At 68.8% G+C, this 21,115-nt stretch carries 18 protein-coding genes; 9 read left to right on the forward strand and 9 right to left on the reverse strand.

The genetic code is table 11. The features are described 5' to 3' along the window. The first annotated feature begins 16 nt into the window (after positions 1 to 16). The 3 genes from L6Q21_RS11190 (at position 17) to L6Q21_RS11200 (ending at position 3,940) form a co-directional block, all read left to right on the forward strand. Complete coding sequence (locus L6Q21_RS11190) at positions 17 to 625, forward strand: DUF1345 domain-containing protein (RefSeq protein WP_237830842.1); 609 nt, start codon at positions 17 to 19, stop codon at positions 623 to 625. Between the two features lie 409 nt (positions 626 to 1,034). Next, positions 1,035 to 2,774: a DEAD/DEAH box helicase gene (locus L6Q21_RS11195; protein ID WP_237830843.1), complete on the forward strand. Its 1,740-nt coding sequence runs from the start codon at positions 1,035 to 1,037 to the stop codon at positions 2,772 to 2,774. After that, positions 2,771 to 3,940 carry a BaiN/RdsA family NAD(P)/FAD-dependent oxidoreductase gene (locus tag L6Q21_RS11200; protein WP_237830844.1) on the forward strand — a complete coding sequence of 390 codons (1,170 nt, stop codon included), beginning with the start codon at positions 2,771 to 2,773 and terminating at the stop codon, positions 3,938 to 3,940. The genes L6Q21_RS11195 and L6Q21_RS11200 overlap by 4 nt, the downstream gene beginning before the upstream one ends. A 74-nt stretch (positions 3,941 to 4,014) precedes the next feature. Here L6Q21_RS11200 and L6Q21_RS11205 read toward each other — a convergent pair whose 3' ends face one another. After that, entirely contained in the window at positions 4,015 to 4,635 is a 621-nt protein-coding gene (locus L6Q21_RS11205; protein WP_237830845.1) for a PEPxxWA-CTERM sorting domain-containing protein, read from the reverse strand. A 158-nt stretch (positions 4,636 to 4,793) separates the two neighbouring features. On the opposite strand from L6Q21_RS11205, the gene L6Q21_RS11210 reads away from it, so the two are divergent. Continuing rightward, on the forward strand, positions 4,794 to 6,350 hold the full coding sequence (locus L6Q21_RS11210) for a winged helix-turn-helix domain-containing protein (RefSeq protein ID WP_237830846.1): 1,557 nt from the start codon (positions 4,794 to 4,796) through the stop codon (positions 6,348 to 6,350). A gap of 9 nt (positions 6,351 to 6,359) precedes the next feature. Here L6Q21_RS11210 and L6Q21_RS11215 read toward each other — a convergent pair whose 3' ends face one another. After that, entirely contained in the window at positions 6,360 to 8,495 is a 2,136-nt protein-coding gene (locus L6Q21_RS11215; RefSeq protein WP_237830847.1) for a PQQ-dependent dehydrogenase, methanol/ethanol family, read from the reverse strand. A gap of 190 nt (positions 8,496 to 8,685) precedes the next feature. On the opposite strand from L6Q21_RS11215, the gene L6Q21_RS11220 reads away from it, so the two are divergent. Together L6Q21_RS11220 and cysK are read left to right on the forward strand one after the other, a co-directional pair. Next, on the forward strand, positions 8,686 to 9,939 hold the full coding sequence (locus L6Q21_RS11220; protein WP_237830848.1) for an MFS transporter: 1,254 nt from the start codon (positions 8,686 to 8,688) through the stop codon (positions 9,937 to 9,939). 11 nt (positions 9,940 to 9,950) lie between these two features. Next, entirely contained in the window at positions 9,951 to 10,871 is a 921-nt protein-coding gene (gene cysK / locus L6Q21_RS11225; protein ID WP_237830849.1) for a cysteine synthase A, read from the forward strand. Here cysK and L6Q21_RS11230 read toward each other — a convergent pair. Further along, on the reverse strand, positions 10,835 to 11,677 hold the full coding sequence (locus L6Q21_RS11230; RefSeq protein ID WP_237830850.1) for a metallophosphoesterase: 843 nt from the start codon (positions 11,675 to 11,677) through the stop codon (positions 10,835 to 10,837). The two genes, cysK and L6Q21_RS11230, sit on opposite strands and share 37 nt — an antisense overlap. Positions 11,678 to 11,691: 14 nt before the next feature. Next, positions 11,692 to 13,131: an aldehyde dehydrogenase family protein gene (locus L6Q21_RS11235; protein ID WP_237830851.1), complete on the reverse strand. Its 1,440-nt coding sequence runs from the start codon at positions 13,129 to 13,131 to the stop codon at positions 11,692 to 11,694. 155 nt (positions 13,132 to 13,286) lie between these two features. On the opposite strand from L6Q21_RS11235, the gene L6Q21_RS11240 reads away from it, so the two are divergent. Further along, the gene (locus L6Q21_RS11240; protein WP_237830925.1) at positions 13,287 to 14,891 is read left to right on the forward strand and encodes a leucyl aminopeptidase; all 1,605 of its coding nucleotides are present in this window, start codon (positions 13,287 to 13,289) and stop codon (positions 14,889 to 14,891) included. 70 nt (positions 14,892 to 14,961) lie between these two features. Here L6Q21_RS11240 and L6Q21_RS11245 read toward each other — a convergent pair whose 3' ends face one another. The 5 genes from L6Q21_RS11245 to dapF all read right to left on the reverse strand — a co-directional run bounded on the left by L6Q21_RS11245 (position 14,962) and on the right by dapF (position 19,296). Continuing rightward, entirely contained in the window at positions 14,962 to 15,690 is a 729-nt protein-coding gene (locus L6Q21_RS11245) for a PEPxxWA-CTERM sorting domain-containing protein (RefSeq protein WP_237830852.1), read from the reverse strand. Between the two features lie 120 nt (positions 15,691 to 15,810). Beyond that, positions 15,811 to 16,422, reverse strand: a complete 612-nt coding sequence (locus tag L6Q21_RS11250; protein ID WP_237830853.1) for a septation protein A — start codon at positions 16,420 to 16,422, stop codon at positions 15,811 to 15,813. Further along, positions 16,419 to 17,363 (reverse strand): signal recognition particle-docking protein FtsY, encoded by a 945-nt coding sequence (gene ftsY, locus L6Q21_RS11255; RefSeq protein WP_237830854.1) that lies wholly within the window; start codon positions 17,361 to 17,363, stop codon positions 16,419 to 16,421. The genes L6Q21_RS11250 and ftsY overlap by 4 nt, the downstream gene beginning before the upstream one ends. Continuing rightward, entirely contained in the window at positions 17,360 to 18,505 is a 1,146-nt protein-coding gene (locus L6Q21_RS11260) for a radical SAM protein (protein ID WP_237830855.1), read from the reverse strand. The genes ftsY and L6Q21_RS11260 overlap by 4 nt, the downstream gene beginning before the upstream one ends. Further along, positions 18,502 to 19,296 carry a diaminopimelate epimerase gene (dapF, locus tag L6Q21_RS11265; RefSeq protein WP_237830926.1) on the reverse strand — a complete coding sequence of 265 codons (795 nt, stop codon included), beginning with the start codon at positions 19,294 to 19,296 and terminating at the stop codon, positions 18,502 to 18,504. The genes L6Q21_RS11260 and dapF overlap by 4 nt, the downstream gene beginning before the upstream one ends. 118 nt (positions 19,297 to 19,414) lie before the next feature. On the opposite strand from dapF, the gene L6Q21_RS11270 reads away from it, so the two are divergent. Together L6Q21_RS11270 and L6Q21_RS11275 are read left to right on the forward strand one after the other, a co-directional pair. Then, positions 19,415 to 19,693 carry an acyl carrier protein gene (locus L6Q21_RS11270; protein WP_237830856.1) on the forward strand — a complete coding sequence of 93 codons (279 nt, stop codon included), beginning with the start codon at positions 19,415 to 19,417 and terminating at the stop codon, positions 19,691 to 19,693. Between the two features lie 180 nt (positions 19,694 to 19,873). Continuing rightward, positions 19,874 to 21,091, forward strand: a complete 1,218-nt coding sequence (locus L6Q21_RS11275; RefSeq protein WP_237830857.1) for a type III PLP-dependent enzyme — start codon at positions 19,874 to 19,876, stop codon at positions 21,089 to 21,091. Positions 21,092 to 21,115: the final 24 nt, after the last annotated feature.

The raw sequence follows: 21,115 nt of genomic DNA on the forward strand, positions 1-21,115 counted from the left end.
CTTTCTCGGAAGGCGGGTGGCGCCCCCGCGCTTCCTCGCCTTTCTGCTGGCGCTGCTGCTGGGCGTCGGCGCGCTCCGGGCCGGCGGACAGGACTGGGCGCTCAGCTTCGTGCTGGGATTCGATCTGGCGGCGCTGCTGTTCCTGCTGCTGGCCGCCCCGCTGCTGGGCGTCCGCGACATCGGCCAGCTCCGCCGCCACGCCGAGGACAATGACGCCAACCGGCCCGTGCTGCTGATGGTGACGGCGGTCGCCATGCTGGCGATCCTGCTGGCGCTGGTGCAGCTGCTGCCGAGCGCCGCTTCCGCCACCGACAAGCTGTTGATCATCGCCACGCTGGCGCTGGCATGGCTGTTCTCCAACAGCATCTATGCCCTTCATTACGCTCATCTTTATTACCGGAAGGACCGGGACGGCGAAGGCGGGCTGGGCTTCGCCGGCGAGCGGCCGCCGGACTATGGCGACTTCGTCTATTTCGCCTTCACGCTGGGCATGACCTTCCAGACCAGCGACACCTCGGTCAAGACCGCCGAGTTCCGCCGCGCCGTGACATTGCATTCGCTGGCGGCCTTCGTCTTCAACCTGGGGGTGGTGGCCTTCACCATAAACGTCCTCGGCTCGCGCTGAGAGGATAACCATATCGGTTGTTCCACGTGGAACATTCTCCTACACTCCGGTTCGAGGCCCTTGGATCGGGAGCGCATATTCCTTTCCCCTTCGTCACCCCGGGCTTGACCCGGGGTCCAGCTTTTTATGCCGGCACCGCGTGCGAGGAAGAAAGCTGGCCCCGGGTAAAGTGCGAAGTGATGGCAAATAAATCAATGGGTTGCACAGGTTCCCAGCCCAGGCCGCGATCCTGCGGGGAAATCCCCGCCCGGCGGCTGGCGCCGGCGGCCGCTTTGCTGTAAGGCGCTCCGCGCGCAGGCCCTTGTTGCAGTCCATCTGCCGGAGAGCCTGCCCGTTTTTCCGTTCCCAACAGGATTGGCCGCCGGAACCCCGTTCCGGCCACCGCCGCAGCCGTATCGAGCCCGTTCCAATGCCCTTTTCCGCCCTTCCCGCCCCCATCGCCCAGGCGCTCGCCGCGCGCGGCTATGCCGCGCCGACCCCGGTGCAGGCCGCCGTGATCGACGCCGACGCCGAGCGCGACCTGCTGGTGTCCGCCCAGACGGGTTCGGGCAAGACCGTCGCCTTCGGGCTGGCCATCGCCCGCCAGTTGCTGGCCGGCGACAACGCCATGCCCCCGGCCGGCGCGCCGCTGGCGCTGGTGATCGCGCCGACGCGCGAACTCGCCCTGCAGGTCAGCAAGGAACTGACCTGGCTGTTCGGCGAGGTGCGCGCCCGAATCGCCACCTGCGTCGGCGGCATGGACGCGGTGCGCGAGCGCCGCACGCTGCAGCATGGCGCGCATATCGTGGTGGGAACCCCCGGCCGGCTGCGCGACCATCTGGAACGCGGCGCGCTGGACCTGTCGGCGCTGATGTTCGCCGTGCTCGACGAGGCCGACGAGATGCTGGACATGGGCTTCCGCGAGGATCTGGAAGAGATATTGGACGCCACCCCGCCCGAGCGGCGGACGCTGCTGTTCTCCGCCACCATGCCGCGCCCGATCGTGGCGCTGGCCAGGCGCTACCAGAAGGACGCGCTGGCGATCTCCACCATCGACGAGCGCGAGGGCCATGGAGACATCAGCTATCAGGCCGTCGCGGTGGCGCCGGCCGACATCCAGAATGCGGTGGTGAACCTGCTGCGCTTCCACGAGGCGGAGACGGCGATGCTGTTCTGCGCCACGCGCGAGAATGTGCGCCGGCTGCACACCGCGCTGGTGGAGCGCGGCTTCGCCGCCGTGGCGCTTTCGGGCGAGCACAGCCAGAACGAACGCAACCAGGCGCTGCAGGCGCTGCGCGACGGCCGGGCGCGGGTGTGCGTTGCGACCGACGTGGCGGCGCGCGGGATCGACGTGGCGACGCTGAGCCTTGTGATCCATGCCGAGCTGCCGCGCGACCCGGACGTGCTGAAGCACCGCTCCGGCCGGACGGGGCGCGCCGGGCGCAAGGGCACGGCCGTGCTGGTGGTGCCCTATCCGCACCGCCGGCGGGTGGAGAGCATGCTGCGCGGCGCCCGGATCGACGCCGACTGGGTGGAAGCGCCGACGCCGCAGGAAATCCATGCGAAGGACCGGGAACGGCTGCTGGCGGCGCTGATGGAGCCGGTGGAAACCAGCGACGAGGAACGCGACATGGCCGCCCTGCTGCTGGAGCAGCGCGGCGCCGAGGATATCGCGGCGGCGCTGGTGCGGGCGCACCGCGCCAAGCTGCCGGCGCCGGAGGAACTGGTCGACCTGTCGGCGGAAGGCGCGATGAAGGCGCATCACCGCGCCGGGTTCGAGGATGTGGTGTGGTTCCGCATGGACATCGGCCGCCGGCAGCGCGCCGACGTGCGCTGGATCCTGCCGCTGATCTGCCGGCGCGGGCACATCACCCGCAACGAGATCGGCGCCATCCGCATTTCCGCCGGCGAAACGCATTTCCAGGTGCCGCGCGCCATCGAGGCGAAGTTCCGCGCCGCCTTGCAGCGCACCGCGCGTGAAGGCGCGGAGGACGAGACCGGCATCCGCATCGAGCGCGCGCCGGAGCAGGGACCGCAGGCGGAACAGCGGCCGAAGCCGCACAAGCTGCACGCCGCCAGGCCCTGGCGCCCCGAAGGCCCGAAGACCGCCGGGCCGAAACCGGCCGGCCCCAAACCGGGCGGCAAGCCGAAGAAGCCGCGCGGAAAATGACCTTCGACGCCATCATTCTGGGGGCGGGCGCCGCCGGATTGATGTGCGCGAGTGTCGCCGGCCAGCGCGGGCGCCGCGTGCTGCTGCTGGACCATAATGCGGCGCCCGGCGCCAAGATCCTGATCTCCGGCGGCGGGCGCTGCAACTTCACCAACCTCAGGGCGACGGCGGAATGCTATCTTTCCGCCAACCCGCATTTCGCCCGCTCGGCGCTCAGCCGCTACAGCCCCCGCGACTTTCTCGATCTTGTCGAGCGTTACGGGATCGCCTGGCACGAAAAGACGCTGGGGCAATTGTTCTGCGACGGCTCGGCGCGGCAGATACTGGCGATGCTGCTGGAGGAATGCGCCATCGGCCGGGTGGAAACCGCCTTCGGCACCCCGGTTTCGGACGTGGCGCATGCGGACGGGCGCTTTCGCCTGACCTTCGGCGGCCGGGTAGCGGAAGCGCCTGCCCTGGTGCTGGCGACCGGCGGGCCTTCCATTCCGAAGATGGGCGCCAGCGGCCTGGCCTATGATCTGGCGCGGCAATTCGGGCTGAAGGTGGTGCAGCCGCGCCCTGCCCTCGTGCCGCTGACGCTCAGCGGCGAGGAGGCGCTGTTCCGCGATCTGTCCGGCGTCTCCGCCCCGGTCGTCGCGCGGGCGGGCGGGGTGGCGTTCCGCGAGGCGGCGCTGTTCACGCACCGCGGGCTTTCCGGCCCGGCGATCCTGCAGATTTCCTCTTACTGGACGCATGGCGAGGAGATCGGCATCGACTTCCTGCCGGATGCGCCGCTCGGCTGGCTGGCGGCGGCGAAGCGGGCGCAGCCCAGGGCGTCGCTGAAGCGGATTCTGGGGGAGCATCTGCCGGAACGCCTTTGCGCCGCCTTGCTGGAGCGGCTGGGCGTCGGCGGCGATCTCGGCAACCTGCCGGACCGGCTGCTGGCGGAAACGCAGGCGCGGCTGGCCGACTGGCGCTTCCGCCCGAACGGCAGCGAGGGCTTCGCGAAAGCCGAAGTGACGGCCGGCGGCATCGCCACCGACGGGCTTTCGCAAAAGACGATGCAGGCCAGCCGCCTGCCCGGGCTCTACGCCATCGGCGAGGCGGTGGATGTGACCGGCTGGCTCGGCGGCTATAATTTCCAATGGGCCTGGGCCAGCGCCCAGGCCGCCGGCCAGGCGATCTGATGTTTTGAGACGGCCCGCCCGAGACAGGATGCCGTGGCCCTGACGACCGGGCCACGGCGCCCCGGGGCAGGCCGCTAGCTGGCGCAGGCCTGCACGCGGCGGCGGCGGACGGCGGCGCCCACCAGGCCGAAGCCGCCGATCATCATCGCCCAGCTCGCCGGCTCGGGAATTCCCGGCGCCGTCAGGCTGCCCTCGAAGGTGAAGTTGCCGAAGCTGGCCGGCTGGCCTTCATAGCCCCCGAAAGCGACCGTGCCGATCGCGGTGATCCAGCCGCTGGCATCGGCAAAGCGGCCCGAGCCTCCGGTGATCGTCAGATAATTGACCACATCGAACAGGCCCGGCGTTTCGGTCACGGTAAGGACGCTGTAGTCCGTGCCGAAGATGCTGCCGCCGCTGGCGAACGTCCATTCGAAGACGCCGTCGAAGGTCGTGCCCGGCGGGGGGGCGGCGATGCAATGGGTGGCGGTATAGGTATATTGCCCGAGGTTCGACGTGCCGCCGGCCGTGTAGAGATCGGGGCCGAAATTCAGCTCCAGGCCGCCGCCGCAGGCGGCGCTATTGACGCCGGGCGGCGTGATGTTGTGGCGGGTTCCCGACAGGCCGATGGTGCCCGCGAAGGCGGGAGCCGCCATCAGCAAGCTCCCCAAAAGCGCCGTCGCCCCCAACGGCCCGAATCCGGTTTTGCGTTTCATCATCAGCTTACCTCCTGTTGGCACATGCCCCGGCATGGGCCGGATGCGCGTCGAGACTGGTTTGCCGGAGGGGCGAATGCCATGATGGGCATCTGACGGATTTCTGATATTCTCCTGACCGACGGGTGGAAAACGGGAGGCCGAGGGGAAACATGCAGGGAATGCCGCCCTCCGCGCGCAGGCGCATCGAGCCGGCCAGACGCGCGCGTCTCGCTTTGGGCGACCTGCATCTGCTGCCGCCCGAGCGGAGCGTCGCCGGGCCGGCGGGAACGGTGCAGGTGGAGCCGCGGGTGATGCAGCTGCTGCTGGCGCTGGCCGACGCGAAAGGCGAGGTGGCGCCGCGCGAGGCCTTGCTGGAGCAATGCTGGGACGGAGTCGTGGTGGGGGACGATTCCCTGAACCGGGCGATTGCCGGCGCGCGCCGCGCGCTGAAGGACGCCGGCACGGCCTGCGTGGCGATCGAGACGATCCCGAAGCTGGGTTACCGATTGCTGGCCGAGGACCTGCCGCCGGTTGCAGAGCCCGCCCTTGAGAGCGGCAAAGGCCCGGTCGCGCGCCGGGCCCTGCTGGCGGGCGGCGTGGCCCTGGGGCTGGCGGGGGTTGCGGGCGCGCGGTTCCTGTGGCGCCGGCCGGCGGCCGGCGATCCACGCGTGGAGGCGCTGATCGCCGAAAGCGACCGGGCGCTGCGGCTGGCCATACCGGAAGCGAGCCAGCAGGGAGTCGGGCATCTGCGCGAAGCGGTGGCGCTGGATCCCGGCCACGCCCCGGCCTGGGGAAAGCTGGCCATGGCGCTTCAGCAGGCGGCGCAATTCTCGCCGCCCGGCCCCATGCTGAAGCTGAAGGAAGAAGCGCGGCAGGCGGCGGAGCAGGCGCTGAGGCTGGAACCGGGCCTGCTGGATGCGCGCGCGGCGCTGGCGGCGCTGCTGCCATTGTTCGGCCATTGGGGCGAAGCGGTGGCGGCGCTGGAAGAACTGGCGGCCGAAGCCCCCGGGCATCTGCCGACCAAGGATGCGCTGGCCTTCGCCCGGGCGAGTTCCGGGCTGATCGGCCTGCATTACCCCTTGCGGCGGGAGACGGTGGCGTCCGACCCGATGCACGCCGGCTATAATTTCCGTTCCATCTATGGGCACTGGATGGTCGGCAATGTGGCCGAGGCCGACCGGGCCGGCGCGCGCGGGCTGGATCTGTGGCCCCGGCATTTCGCGACCTGGCTGGCGCGCTACACCGTGTTCGCCCACACCGGCCGGGCGGACCGCGCCCTGGCCATGGTGCTGGACGAAGGCACACGGCCTCGGATGTCGCCGGCCTTCCTGCATCTCAGCGAAGGGCTGGCGCGGGCGCTGGCGGACGGCGATTCCGCCTCGCGCGCGGCGGCGGCCGAGGCGCAGCTGCAAAGCGTGCGGCAGGAAGGCCCTATCGCCGCCGTGCAGGCGGCGATAGGGCTGGCGGCGCTGGGGGAAATCGACGGCGCCTATGACGTCGCCGAAGCCTATCTGCTGGAACGCGGCAGGCTGATGGTCGCGACGAGCTGGCGGCCCGGTCAGACCCGGCACAACGACGCCCAGCGGCGCCACACCAATTTCCTCTTCCTGCCGATGATGGGGGACTTTCGCGCCGACCCGCGCTTCGCCGGACTGGTGCGCGACATGGGGCTGGCGCGCTTCTGGCGGGAAAGCGGCCACCGGCCGGACTATCTGGGCGGCGCCCCCCTTCCCTGAGCTATCGCCTCATTTTCCGTCCGGCGCGTTCAGGGACTGGTGGACGACATAGGCGCGGATGGCTTCGGAATCGGCCGGACTCAAGAGCTTCGCGAAGCCGACCATGCCGTTCGACGCCCGCGACCCATGCCTCACCACGTCGCTCCAGGCTTCCGCGTCGCCGGTGGTCGGCGCCCAGCGCAGGTCGGGGAGCACGCCCGAGCTGATCGCCATCGGGCCATGGCAGACCATGCAGTTGCGGCTGTAGGCGACGAAGCCGCGTTGCAGCATGGCCGGGTCGCCGAAGGCGGCTGCCTGCGGCTCGCGCCTGACCGGGAGCAGGCCATGATCCGGCACGCTGCCCTGCGCGCCCAGCTTGAAGGCGATGACGCGGCCGAGGTTCGATTGCACGGCCTTGTCGAACAGGAAGCCGGCGGAAAGCGCATAGGCCCCGCCCCAGCCGCTGGCGACCGCCAGATATTGTTCTCCGTCCAGCTCGTAGGTGACGGGCGGCGCGGCGATTCCCGCCTTCACATTGTGGCGCCAGAGCGGCTTGCCGGTCGCCGCGTCATAGGCGACGAGATCGCCGCCCACGAGCCCCTGGAAGACGAGGCCCGAGGCGGTGGAGAGCACGCCGCCGTTCGAAGGCGTCGGCTGCTCGACCGTCCAGCGGGCTTCCTGCCGCACCGGATCCCAGGCGATGAGACGCCCCTTGTAGGCGGCGCGCAGGCCCTTCAGCGTCGCCGGGTCGAGCGGATCGACCGTCATGCCCTCCTCGAAGCCGAAGCCGGTGTTCCACTTCGTGCGCGGATCGGCCTTCGACTTCGGCGCATAGCCCTGCGGCAGCTCCTGCGCCGGGATGTAGGCGAGCTTCAGCTCGGGGTTGTAGGCCATGGGGTGCCAGTTGTGGCCGCCCTGCGGGCCGGGGAGCAGCAGGCTGCTGCCCGATACCGGCCGCGCCGTCGCGGTTTCGACCGGGCGGCCGTTGGCGTCGAGCCCGGTCGTCCAGTTCTGCGGGACATAGCCCTTGCCGGACAGGAACTGGCCGCTGCGGGCGTCCAGCACATAGAAGAAGCCGTTCTTCGGCGCCTGCATCACCACCCGGCGGGGCGCGCCATTCTCGCCCAGCGGCAGCTCGGCGAGGATGATCGTCTGCGTGGCGGTATAGTCCCAATTGTCGCGCGGGGTGGTCTGGAAATGCCATTTGTAGCGGCCGCTGTCCGCGTCCACGGCGACGATGGAGGAGAGGAAGAGATTGTCGCCCCGCCCGTCCGGGTCGCGCAGCTGCGCGTTCCAGGGCGAGCCGTTGCCGACTCCGAAGACGATCTGGTCGTTTTGCGTGTCGTAGACGATCGAATCCCAGACGGTGCCGCCGCCGCCATCCTTCGTCCATTGGCCGTTGCGGCCCCAGCTTGCATTGGCGAGGCTGGCGAAGATCCGGTCCGAGGCGGCGCCGTCCGGCTGCATCTTCGGGTTGGGCACGGTGTAGAAGCGCCAGACGAGCTTGCCGCTTTTCACGTCATAGGCAGACAGATAGCCGCGCACGCCCAGTTCCGCGCCGCCATTGCCGATCAGCACCATATCCTTCACCACGCGCGGCGCGCCGGTGACGGTGTAGGGCTTCGAGCGGTCGACCGTCTGCACCGACCAGATGCGCTTTCCGCTCTTCGCGTCGATCGCTTCCAGCCGGCCGTCGATCACGCCGAGGAACAGCACGCCGTCCTTGATGGCGACCCCGCGGTTCACCACGTCGCAGCAGGCGTCGACCCCCACTGACCTGTCGGCGCCCGGATCATACACCCAGAGCTCCTGCCCCGTCCTTGCGTCGAGCGCGTGCAGGATCGACCAGGAGGAGGTGACATACATCACCCCGTCGTGGACGATGGGGGTGGCTTCGATGCCGCGGTTGGAATTCAGATCGTAGGTCCAGGCGACTCCGAGCTGCGCCACATTGGCGGGGGCGATCCCCTTCAGGCTGGAGTGGCGCTGCTCGTCGTAGGTGCCGCCGTAGGTGAGCCATTCGGCGCCGGCCGATCCGGCCCTGGCATATACATCCTCCTGCGGGCCCGTGGCTTCGGCCTGCGGCTGTTCCGCCTTCGGATTGCAGGCGGCAAGCGCCAGCGCGGCGGCGAGCACGGGAATCGAGACCCGGTTGCTGAGCGGCATGTTTTTCTCCCCTTGCGCGGCGTCTGCCTCTCCCAAGACGGCGCCGCTTTCCCTGCGGATTTCCTGCCATGAAGAGAGCCGCCGCAGAAGCTTCACATTCTGCGAGGAGCGGGCCGGACTCCGGCCTGCTTTCGCCGCCGCAAGTGGAATAGCGTTTGAGGCCGGGCGGCGCGGCTGCTAGCCGGGCGGCGTGACCGACGAACCGCCCTCGCCTTTCCGATATCCCGCCTTCCGCGCCTTCTTCGTGGCGAAGCTGGGCTCTACCCTTGCCCAGATCATGATGGTGGTGGTGATCGGCTGGCAGGTCTACGACATCGCGCGGCAGACCATGCCCATCCGCGAGGCGGCCTTCCTGCTGGGCCTCGTCGGGCTGGCGCAGTTCCTGCCGGTGTTCCTGCTGAGCCTGGTGGTGGGGGTGATCGCCGACCGGGTGGACCGGCGGGTGATCGCCCGGGCGGCGGTGGCGCTGGACCTGGCCTGCGCGGTGGCGCTGGCGCTGCTGGCGGCTTCCGGTTCCACCCTGCTGTGGCCGCTGTTCGCGGTGGCGGTGCTGTTCGGGGTGGCGCGGGCCTTCGCCTCGCCGTCCCTGTCGGCGCTGGCGCCCAATCTGGTGCCGCCGAATGTGCTGCCCACCGCCATCGCCTGGAATTCGATCGGCTGGCAGTCCGGCGCGGTGCTGGGACCGGTGATCGGCGGGCTGGCCTACGATCTGGGGCCCGCGGTGCCCTATGTGGTGGCGGCCGTGCTGCTGGGCGTGGCGCTGGTGGCGCTGTTCCGGATTCCGCCCGTGCGGCTGCCGGCCTCGACCGGGGCGAAAGGCATGGCGGCGGTGAAGGAGGGGCTGGACTATGTGCGCGGCAACCGCATCGTCTTCGGCGCCATTTCGCTGGACATGTTCGCGGTGATCCTGGCCGGGGCGACCGCCATGCTGCCCATCTACGCCCGCGACATCCTGCATGTGGGGCCGGCGGAGCTGGGCTGGCTGCGGGCGGCGCCCGCCGTGGGGGCCGGGCTCGTCGCGCTGTGGCTGACGCGCAACCCGCTCGGCAGCCGCGTGGGGCAGAAGATGTTCGTGAACGTGGGGCTGTTCGCGATCGCCACCATGGTGTTCGGCTTTTCGACGCATCTCTGGCTTTCGATCGGCGCGCTGTTCGTGCTGGGGGCGGCGGACATGGTTTCCGTCTATGTCCGTTCCTCGCTGATCCAGTTGCACACCCCGGATTCGATGCGCGGGCGGGTTTCCGCCGTGTCGCTGCTGTTCGTCAGCGCCTCCAACGAGCTGGGCGAATTCCGCGCCGGCGTGATGGCCGCCGCCATCGGGCCGATGGCGGCGACCGTCGGCGGCGGCCTGCTGGCGTTGATCGTGACCATCCTGTGGGCCAGACTGTTCCCCGAATTGCGGGATGCGGACCGGCTGGACGTTCCCGAAACCCTGAAAGGCTGAGGAGAAGAGACATGCGCGCCGCGAACATATTGGAAACCATCGGCAACACCCCGCATGTGCGGGTGTCGAAGCTGTTCCCGAACGCCGAAGTCTGGATCAAGAGCGAGCGGCAGAACCCCGGCGGCTCGATCAAGGACCGGATCGCGCTGGCGATGATCGAGGATGCGGAAAAGACCGGCGCGCTGAAGCCCGGCGGCACCATCATCGAGCCGACCAGCGGCAACACCGGAATCGGCCTGGCCATGGTGGCGGCGGTGAAGGGCTACAGGCTGGTGCTGGTGATGCCCGAAAGCATGAGCCTGGAGCGGCGGCGGCTGATGCTGGCCTATGGCGCCACCTTCGACCTGACGCCGCGCGAAAAGGGCATGAAGGGCGCGATTGCCCGCGCGCTGGAACTGGTGGAGGCCACCCCCGGCGCCTGGATGCCGCAGCAGTTCGAGAATCCCGCCAACATCGACGTGCATGTGCGGACCACGGCTGAGGAAATTCTGGCGGACTTCCGCGACGAACCGCTGGACGCGGTGGTTTCCGGCGTCGGTACCGGCGGCCATATCACCGGCGTGGCACAGGTGCTGAAGGCGGCCTGGCCGAAGCTGAAGGTGTTCGCGGTGGAGCCGACGCTTTCCCCGGTGATTTCCGGCGGGCAGCCGGCACCGCACCCGATTCAGGGCATCGGCGCCGGCTTCATTCCGGGCAATCTGAAGACCGAGCTGCTGGACGGGGTGATCCAGGTGGCCGCGGACGACGCGAAGAAATGGGCGCTGAGGTCCGCGCGGGAGGAAGGGATGCTGGTGGGTATTTCCTCGGGCGCGACGCTGGCGGCGATTTCGCAGAAGCTGGCCGAGCTCGGCGAAGGCGCGAAGGTGCTGGGCTTCAACTACGACACCGGCGAGCGCTATCTTTCCGTGCCGGAGTTCCTGCCCGTCGAATAAAGGCTGATCTCGACGATTTCGGGCGGCACCCCATAGCGGATGGGAAGCAAGGTGGTGCCGACCCCGGAACTGACGAACAGCGGCCAGCCGTTCACGGTGCAGAAGCCGCGCAGGCAGAGCGGCTTGCCGCCATGGAGATCGCCCAGCGAGCCGATGAGCGGCAGGATTACCTGCCCGCCATGGGTGTGGCCGGCCAGCGCCAGCACGGGATTGGGCGGGCGGGCGGCGTAAGTCAGGAAATCCCCCTCGTGGATCAGCAGCAGGATGGGCCTCTTCGGCGAGATTCCCTCGAGCGCCTTCCCCGGATCGGCGCCATGGGTAGCGGAATTCAAGCCGACGACGACCAGCGGGCCGATATCCACATGCGCATTCACCAGCAGCTTCGGCGCGGTCTGCCGCGCCATGACCACAGGCGTCCATTTCGGTTCGTCATGGTTGCCGAGCACGGCATAGACGCCGAGCGGCGCCTCCAGCGCGGCGAGCGGCGGCAGCGCTTCTTCCAGCCAGGAACGCGGCTTGTCGAACAGCTTGCCGCCCATATAGTCGCCGGTCAGCACGATGAGGTCGGGCTTCAGCGCATTCGCCTGGCTGACGATCCTGTTCAGCCGCCGCGTGCGCATGTCCGGATAGCCATAATGGGTGTCGGTGATGTGCAGCACGCGGATTTCCCGGCCCGCGGGCAGGCCTTCCAGCGGCAGGCGCAGCTTCACCACCTCGGGCGGGCGGGTGGCGTTCCAGAACCCCACCCCCAGAAAGAGGAGCGCGAGCGCCGCACATGCGGCGAGCGCCCGCGCCAGCAATCTCATGCGAATCTTTTTTCCTATTCGGCTGCTTCCGCCGCCTTCCAGCCGATCACGGCCTTCACTTCAAGGAAATCCGTGAAACCATGGTCACCCCATTCGCGACCGTTGCCCGATTGCTTGTAGCCGCCGAAGGGGGCCATGAAATCGGGCGAGGCGGCGTTCAAAATAACCTGCCCCGCGCGCAGGCGCCGCGCCACGTCGCGGGCCTCGGCTTCCGGCCCCTGCACATAGGCGGCAAGACCATAGGGGGTGTCGTTGCCCTCCTCGATCGCCTGTTCGAGATTGTCGTAGGCGAGCATGGCGAGCACCGGGCCGAAGATTTCCTCCCGCGCGATGGTCATGTCGTTTGTCACGTCGGCGAAGACGGTGGGCTTCACATAATAGCCCTTGTCCAGCCCCTCCGGCCGGCCGGGGCCGCCGGCGACGAGGGTGGCGCCTTCGTCGATGCCCTTCTGAATCAGGCCCTGGATCTTGTTGAATTGCGCTTCGGAGACGACCGGGCCGAGCGTGTGGTTGCCGTTCGGATCACCGACCGTCAGCCCCTCGGCGGCGGTTTTGGCGATGGCTTTCGCCTGCTCCATCTTCGCCGCCGGCACGAACATGCGGCTGGGCGCGTTGCAGCTCTGGCCGGAGTTCATCATCATCCGCTGCACGCTGCCCGCGACCGCCTTCTGCAGGTCGGCCGTGTCGAGCACGATGTTCGGCGACTTGCCGCCCAGTTCCTGGCTGACGCGCTTCACCGTGGGGGCGGCGTTGCGCGCCACCTCGATCCCGGCGCGGGTGGAGCCGGTGAAGCTCACCATGTCGACGAGCGGGTGGCTGGAAATGGCGGCGCCGACCGTGGGTCCGTCGCCGTTCACCAGGTTGAACACACCCTTGGGCACGCCGGCCGCGTGCAGGATTTCCGCGAACAGGATGGCGTTGAAGGGCGCCACTTCCGACGGCTTCAGCACCATGGTGCAGCCGACGGCCAGCGCCGGCGCCACCTTGCAGGCGATCTGGTTGATCGGCCAGTTCCATGGCGTGATGAAGCCGCAGACTCCGATCGGCTCCTTGGTGATGAGGGTGCCGCCGCGCTCCTCGTCGAATTCATAATCCTTGAGGACGGCGATCGCCGTCTGGAAATGCGCGACTCCGAGCGCCGCTTGCGCCTGCGACGCCAGCCAGGCGGGGGCACCCATTTCCTCGGTGATGGCGGCGGCGATTTCCGGATAGCGCTTCTGATATTCGCCGGCGATGGCGGCGAGCAGGTCCAGCCGCTCGGCGCGGCTGGTGCGGCCGAAGCTCTGGAAAGCCGTGTGAGCGGCCTTGGCGGCCTTGGCGACATCGGCCGCGCCACCCATCGCGATCCGCCCCATCGGCGCTTCCGTCGCCGGGTTGATGACATCGAGCAGCGTCGAGCCCGGAGCCGGGTCGACCCACTGGCCGTCGATGTAGAATTGCTTTGCCTCGCGCATGACGGAACTCTCCCCAGAAAATGCATCCGCCTGACGCTACTGCAACTGAGCGGCGCTCGAAACCCCCAAAGGCGGACAGGTTCCGGAACGGCTTGGCAGGCTTTGCCGGCGTTGCTAGTCAATCATGTGACAATATCACAGGAGACGATTTGACGATGCGCACCTTCCCTGCCCTCGCCCTGCTTCTTGCAAGCGTTGCCCTCACCGCCCCGGTTTCGGCGCAGGAACGGGTGAGCGTCGGGTCGGGCGTGGCGCCGTCGACGCGGGCGAACAGCGCCGAGCGGCCGATCCGCTTCGCCGCCGAGGTGCCGGCCGGGGCGTCGCTGGTGGTGCCGGTGGCGGGCAAAGGGGAAACCGGCGGGGAAATCGCCCGCGCCGCCGCCGGGCTGCCGGCCGCGACCGTTTCCGCGATCGAACAGGCGGCCGCCGCCGCCCGCTTCGAGGCCGCGCCGCTTTCCACGCTGAAGCTGCACGGGATCGGCGGCCATCCGGCCATCCTTCTGGTCGGGGTCGAGCCCGGAACCGCGCCGAAGGAAAGCGCGCTGGCCGATGCCGGCGGCAAGGCGATCCAGGCGCTGCGCGACGAGCCGCACCCAATCGCCATCCTGACCGGCGGGCTCGCCGCCGGGTCCGCCCCCTATGTCGCCTATGGCGCGCAACTGGGGCAGTATCGCTATGACCGGCTGAAGTCCGCGCCGAAGGCCATTCCGACCCAGGCCGTGACGGTGGTGACGGCGGATTCCAGCGCGGGCGCGGCCTATGCCGCCGATCTGGCGCATCTGGCTTCCAGCGTGCGGCTGGCGCGCGATCTCGTCACCACGCCGGCGAACGAGCTTTACCCTGAGACCTTCGTTTCCGCGGTGCAGGCCGAGCTGAAGGGCGTGCCCAATGTGAAGGTGACGGTGCTGGACGAAGCGCAGATGCGGGCGCTGGGCATGGGCAGCCTGCTGGGGGTTTCGCAAGGCTCGCGGCGGCCGGCGCGGCTGCTGGCGATCGAATATCGCGGCGCCGGCAATGCCGCGCCGATCGCGCTGGTCGGCAAGGGGATCACCTTCGATACCGGCGGCATTTCCATCAAGCCGGCCGCCGGCATGTGGGAAATGAAGGGCGACATGTCCGGCGCGGCGGCCGTGGTGGGGGCGGCGATCGCGGCGGCGAAGCGCGGCGCGCGGGCGAATGTGGTGGCCGTGGCGGCACTCGCCGAGAACATGCCCGACGGCAACGCCCAGCGCCCGGGCGACGTGGTGCGCACCATGAACGGCCAGACGGTGGAGATCACCAACACCGATGCCGAAGGCCGGCTGGTGCTGGCGGACGCGAACCAGTGGGCGGCGCGGCAATATAAGCCGGCCGGGATCGTGAACATCGCCACGCTGACCGGCGCGATCGTGGCGGCGCTGGGCGAGGAATATGGCGGCCTGTTCGCCCGCGACGAAGAGCTTGCCAGCCGCCTGACGGCCGGCGGCGCGCGCGTCGGCGAGGATCTGTGGCGGATGCCGATCCACTCCAGCTATGCCGAGGACATGGCGAGCGAGATCGCCGACATCCAGAATTCGAAGCAAGGCGGCCGGGCGGGCGCCGGCACGGCGGCGCATTTCATCAGCTTCCTGACGCCGCAGCCCACGCCCTGGGCGCATGTCGACATGGCGGCGATGGATCGGGCGGACAGCGCCCTTCCGACCGTGCCCAAAGGCCCGCGCGGCTATGGCGTTCGCCTGCTGGACCAGCTCGTGCGGACATATGAAACCCCGCGGCCCTGAGGCCGCGGGGTTAAAAGCCGGAAGCTTCGGGAAAGGGGCGGCTCGGTCAGGGCCGCCCCTTTCGCTTCAATCAGGCCTCCACGGCCCGGCGGCGGCGGGCAGCCGCGCCGATCAGGCCGAAGCCGGTGATCAGCATCGCCCAGGTGGCGGGTTCCGGCACGGCGCCATTGGCCGTGATCGAATCGATGCGATAGCCTTGGCCGACCTGGCCCAGATAATTGGCTTCGCCGCCCACGCGGGTGGTGAAGAGGAACTGGGTGAAGGCAGCCGTTTCGTTGAGGAACGTCAGCACCGTGGTGCCGCTGTTGGCGCTGCTGTTCACGAAGCTGGCGGCGCCGCCGAGGCCGTTGGCGATGGTGCCGTCGAAGCCGAGCGAAGTCAGCGAGCCGTCGGCGTTGACGCCGAAGATCTGCAGCGTGTCGTTGGCGTCGATGTAGGAGAGCTTCAGGCCCGAGATCGAGACGCTCTTGTTGGCGGTGACCAGCAGGGCTTCGCGGTTCTTCACCTGGTTGGTGTCGACCTGCGGAGCGGAAGCGCCGCCCGCCACGCCGATGCCCGGGGCGGTGACCGAAACCAGCGCGTTACCGACCAGTTGCGATAGGCTGGTGAGCGTGTTCGGCACGGCCGTGAAGGTGTGCGCGGTGACGGTCAGCGTGATGTCGTCGGCGCTGCGGACGACCGAGGCGACGTTGGTGGTGGCGCCGCCGAACAGCACGGTCGCGGCATGCGCGGGCGCGGTGGCCGCGAGCGAAAGCAGAAGCAGCGACGCGACACGGCCGCCAGCCGGAAGATTGAACATGAGGATTTCCCTGTCAGCGGCCAGCCGGAATAGCGGGCCGCCGATGGCATTAGCTTTGCGCCGGCGCCGGCCGCAAAGAATTAGAATGTTAATATCCGTTAGGTTACGTCGGTTTACAATTCAATCTTCGGCCTGGCTGCCGTTATCGTCTTTCTTCTTGTCGTCGAGCTTCAGTCCATGCCGCATCAGCATCGGCGCCTGGGCGATGGCGAAGACGAAGGTGAGGAGCGTGTCGCCCCAGAGCTTGAAGTGCAGCCAGATATCCGTCGGGAAGAAGCGCCAGAAGATTTCGTTGAGCAGGGCCAGCACGAGGAAGAAGAAGGCCCAGCGCCAGGCGAGCAACTCCCACCCGCGTTCGGTGAGGCCTTCGTAGATGGTGCCCAGAATGGATTTCAGATAATTGCGCTTGCGCAGCAGGCCGAAGAACAGAATCGCCGACAGGATCAGGAAGACGATGGTCGGCTTGATCTTGATGAAGGTCTCGTCTTTCAGCCACAGCGTCAGCCCGCCGAAGACTCCGACCAGCAGCGCCGAGAACCAGGTCATCGCGGGGATGCGTCGGATGAGCAACCAGGCGGCCGCCATGGCGATGGCGGTCGCCGCCATGAAGGCCGCCGTGCCGACATAGATGTCGAAGCGGGAATAGGCGGCGAAGAAGATGAGGAGCGGGCCGAAGTCGACCGCCAGCTTCTTCCAGCCCGTGAGTTCGGGCGGGGCGGCTTTTTCCGTCATGCACTGGCTCCGGTAAGGGCGGCGGCGAAGGCCTTTGCGTCGAACGGGCGCAGGTCCCCCAGCTTTTCGCCGACGCCGATGGCGTGGATCGGCAGGCCGAACTTCTCCGCCGCTGCGACCAGCACGCCGCCGCGCGCCGTGCCGTCGAGCTTGGTCATGACGAGGCCGGTGACTCCGGCCACTTCGCGGAAGATCTCGATCTGCGAGAGCGCGTTCTGGCCGGTGGTGGCGTCGAGGACGAGGATGGTGTCGTGCGGGGCGCCCGGCGCCTGCTTGCCGAGCACGCGGCGGACCTTCGCCAGCTCGTCCATCAGCCCGGACTTGTTCTGGAGGCGGCCGGCCGTGTCCACCAGCAGCACGTCGCGGCCCGAGGCGCGCGACTGCTCCATGGCGGTGAAGGCGAGGCCCGCCGCATCCGCGTCCGGCTTGCCGGAAATGACCGGGATGTCGAGGCGGCTGCCCCAGACCTTCAACTGTTCGACGGCGGCGGCGCGGAAGGTGTCCCCGGCGGCCAGCAGCACGGCGTAGTCGTCTTCCTGGAAATTGTGCGCGAGCTTGGCGATGGTCGTGGTCTTGCCGGTGCCGTTCACGCCGACGACGAGGATGGTGTGCGGGCGCGGGAAAGCGGTGACGAGCAGCGGCTTCGCCAGCGGCTCGAGGATGGTGGCGATCTCGTCGGCGGCGACCTGGCGGACGCGGGCCATGTCGATCTCGCCGGCGAGGCGGGCTTCGGCGAGCTTCGCGACGATCCGCGCGGCGACCGTGGGGCCGAGGTCGGCGGCGATCAGCGCATCTTCGACCGATTCCAGATCCTCGGCCTCAATGCGGCCGCCGCCGACCATGAAGCTGAGATTCTGCCCCAGCTTCTCGGACGAACGGGCGAGGCCGGCGCGCATGCGCTGGAGCCAGCCGGTCTTTTCGGTGACGTCTTCGCCGCTCATTCGGCCAGCACTCCATTTTCGATTCTCCGGGCGCTGGCTTCGACCAGCGCGCCGCGTGGATATGGTTGCCGGAAGCGCAGCTTCAGGCCATGCGGCGTGAGGCCCGAGGCACCTTCGCTCACCACTTCAACAATCGACTTCAAATATCGTTCCTGAAAACATTTATGCCGTTCATTCGCTGATTCGCGCAGGCTCGCCGCGCGGCTTTTCGCGGTGGCGGGCGGCACTTGCGGCATCCGCGCGGCAGCCGTGCCGGGGCGCGGCGAGAAGGGGAAGACATGGGCGTGGACGAGGTCGCAATCGGCGATCAGCGCCAGGCTGTTCCGATGCGCCGCCTCGCCTTCGGTGGGGAAACCGGCGATGAGGTCGGCGCCGATGGCGATGTCCGGCCGGGCGCGCTTCAGCCGCTCGACGAGGCGGATGGCGTCGGCGCGGGCGTGGCGGCGCTTCATCCGCTTCAGGATCAGGTCGTCGCCCGATTGCAGCGACAGATGGATGTGCGGCATCAGCCGCCTGTCGGTGAAGGCTTCCAGCAGCGCTTCGTCCGCCTCGGCGGCGTCGAGCGAGGAGAGGCGCAGGCGCGGCAGGACCGGCACCTGCGCGAGGATCGCATGCACCAGTTGGCCTAGCGTCGGCTTGCCGGCGAGGTCGTGGCCGTAGCTGGTGGTGTCGATCCCGGTCAGCACCACTTCGTTCACGCCGTGCGCCGCCAGCGCCGAGACGCGGGCGACGACATCCGCGAGCGGTGTGGAGCGCGACGGGCCGCGCGCGAGGCGGGTGACGCAGAAGGTGCAATCATGGTCGCAGCCGTCCTGCACGGCGACGAAGCCCCGGCTCTGGCGGGTGGAAATGGCGGGCGGCGTCCCTTCCCTGCCCCAGGTTTCGGGCTGGAATTTGAGGGCGTTGGGAATGATCTTCGCCAGATCGGCGAAGCGCCCCGGATCGAGGGTGGCGGCGCAGCCGGTGACATAGACCGGGCCGCTGGCGGCCGCGGCGCGGACGGCGGCGCGGGCGTCGCGCACCGCTTCCGCCGTGACCGCGCAACTGTTGACCACCGTGGCGCCGGCCGGGGCGAGCGCTGCAAGCGCGTCGCGTTCGGCGAGGTTGGAACGGCAGCCGTGCGTGATGACGGCGGCGCTCAAAGCGGCGTTTCCCCGCTGAAGCTGGTGGCGACGGCGCCGGTCATCGAAAGCGTGCCGGCGGAGGTTTCGGCGATCAACAGGTCTCCGCCTGGAAGGGAGACGGTCGCGGCCGGCTCGACCAGCCCGCGCCGGCGGGCGGCGGCGAAGGTGGCGCAGGCGCCCGAGCCGCAGGCCATGGTGAGGCCGGCGCCGCGCTCCCAGACGCGCAGGCGGATATGCGCGCGGCTGACGACGCTGGCGAGGTTGACGTTCACCCGCTCGGGGAAGATCGGGTCGTGCTCAATCTCCGGGCCGAGGGTTTCGAGCGGGACCGAATCCGTGTCGGGCACGAAGAAGACGGCGTGCGGATTGCCCATGGAGACGGCCGTGGGGCGTTCCAGTTCGCCCCAGCCGAGCGGCATCTCGCGCGTGTCCATGGCGTAGGCGAGCGGGATTTCCGCCCAGTCGAAGCGCGGCGCGCCCATGTCGACGGCGATGCCCTGCCCGGCCTGTGTCGCGGTCAGGATTCCGGCCGCCGTCTCGATGCGGGCGTTGCCGCCCAGCAGCGCCGCGACGCAGCGGGTGGCGTTGCCGCAGGCGCCGGATTCGCTGCCGTCCGGATTGTAGATGCGCATGAACACATCGGCGTTCGGCGAGGGCTCCAGCCGGATGAGCTGGTCGCAGCCGATTCCGAAGCGCCGGTCCGCCAGCAAGCGGACACGCTCGGCGGGCATGGGGATTTCGGCTTCGCGCGCGTCGAAGATGGCGAAATCATTGCCGAGGCCGTGCATCTTGAGGAAAGCGGTGCGGATGAAAGGGCTGCCCATGGGGTTGCGCTTCTATGGGGCGCGGCCTCCGGTTGCAATGGCGGCGGCGGGGGAGTAAGGCGCGCGACCTTGAAGGGCGCGAGCGCGCCCGCCGAAAGGGACCATGGCCAGCTTGACCGCCGCAACCGACGATCTCGTGAAGGAACTCGCCAGCGTGCTGGGCGAGGCGCTTTCGCTTGGCGACGAGGTGACGGCCGGGCTGACGCGCGAAACCCTGCTGTTCGGCAACCTGCCGGAGCTCGATTCGATGGCGGTGGCGACGGTGCTGACGGCGCTGGAGGACAGGTTCCAGATCCTGATCGACGACGACGAGGTGTCGGGCGAGCTGTTCGAGAGCATCGGCTCGCTCGCCGACTTCATCGCCGCCAAGCGCCGGGGCTGAGCCTTCGGGGAACGCCTGCGCAACGGGCCATTCGTCGGCCTGCGCCAACCCTCTGGCGACTTGTCACAATTTTCCCCTTTACATGGGGGGCAAGCGACCCCATATGCGCGCTCCGCTGCCCCATGGGACTTCCACCGCAAGGCAGTCGATTCTGAAACTGCACCCCGGAGGTCCCTTGAATTGCACAGCCATCATAACGCGCTTCGGGTAGCCCGCGAGCTGCAACCGGCAGCTCCCGTGACCCTCGTCCGCCCTGACGCCGCGCTGAACGCGGCCCGTTTCTTCACCTCGGCTTTTCCGGGGAAGAGCTTCTATGCGGTGAAAGCGAACCCTTCGCTTCACCTCATCGAGACGCTGTGGGCCGGCGGAATCCGCCATTTCGACGTCGCCTCGATCACCGAGGTGCGGCTGGTGCGCGGCGCCCTGCCGTCCGCGACGCTCGCCTTCATGCATCCGGTGAAGGCCGAGGAAGCGATTGCCGAAGCCTATCACACGCATGGCGTGCGGATCTTCAGCCTCGACACCCATGAGGAACTGCAGAAGATCGTGCGCGCCTGCGCGACGGACGGGGTTCCGGCCGACGACCTGACGCTTTGCGTGCGGCTGAAGGTGTCGTCCGCGCATTCGAAGCTGAGCCTGGCTTCCAAGTTCGGGATCGGCGTGGCCGATGCCCCTGCCCTGCTGCTGGCCGTTCGGCAGGCGGCGGATTCGCTGGGCATCTGCTTCCATGTCGGCTCGCAGGCGATGAGCCCTGCCGCCTATGCCGACGCCATGGCCTTCGTGCGCGCGGCGATCGTGGAAGCCGGCGTGACGGTGGACGTGATCGATGTCGGCGGGGGCTTCCCCAGCCGCTATCCGGGCATGGAGCCGCCGCCGCTCGAAACCTATTTCGCGGTGATCGAACGCGCCTTCGAGGCGCTGCCGATCTCCTACTCCGCCGAGCTCTGGTGCGAGCCGGGCCGGGCGCTGTCCGCCGATTACGCCAGCGTGCTGATGCGGGTGGAGAAGCGGCGCGGCAACGAGCTTTATGTGAACGACGGCGCCTATGGCTCGCTGTTCGACGCCGCGCATGTCGACTGGCGCTACCCGGTGAGGCTGGTGCGCGCCGACGCCTCGGAAGCGGATGTGGAAGAATTCGCCTTCTATGGCCCAACCTGCGACGACATGGACCATATGAAGGGCCCGTTCCTGCTACCCTCCGACGTGAAGGCGGGCGATTATATCGAGGTCGGCCAGCTTGGCGCCTATGGGCAGGCCATGCGCACGGGCTTCAACGGCTTCGGCGAAGGCGCGACCGTGGCGGTCAGCGACGAGCCTATGACTTCGCTGATCCCGGCCGGCGGCGTGCCGCAGGTGCCCGGCAATGTCGTGCAGCTTGGAGTTGCGGCCCGCCACTGAGGCGGCCAATCTGATGTCATGAAA

This window comes from Sandaracinobacteroides sayramensis (genome assembly GCF_022014495.1).
Classification (GTDB): Bacteria; Pseudomonadota; Alphaproteobacteria; order Sphingomonadales; family Sphingomonadaceae; genus Sandaracinobacteroides; species Sandaracinobacteroides sayramense.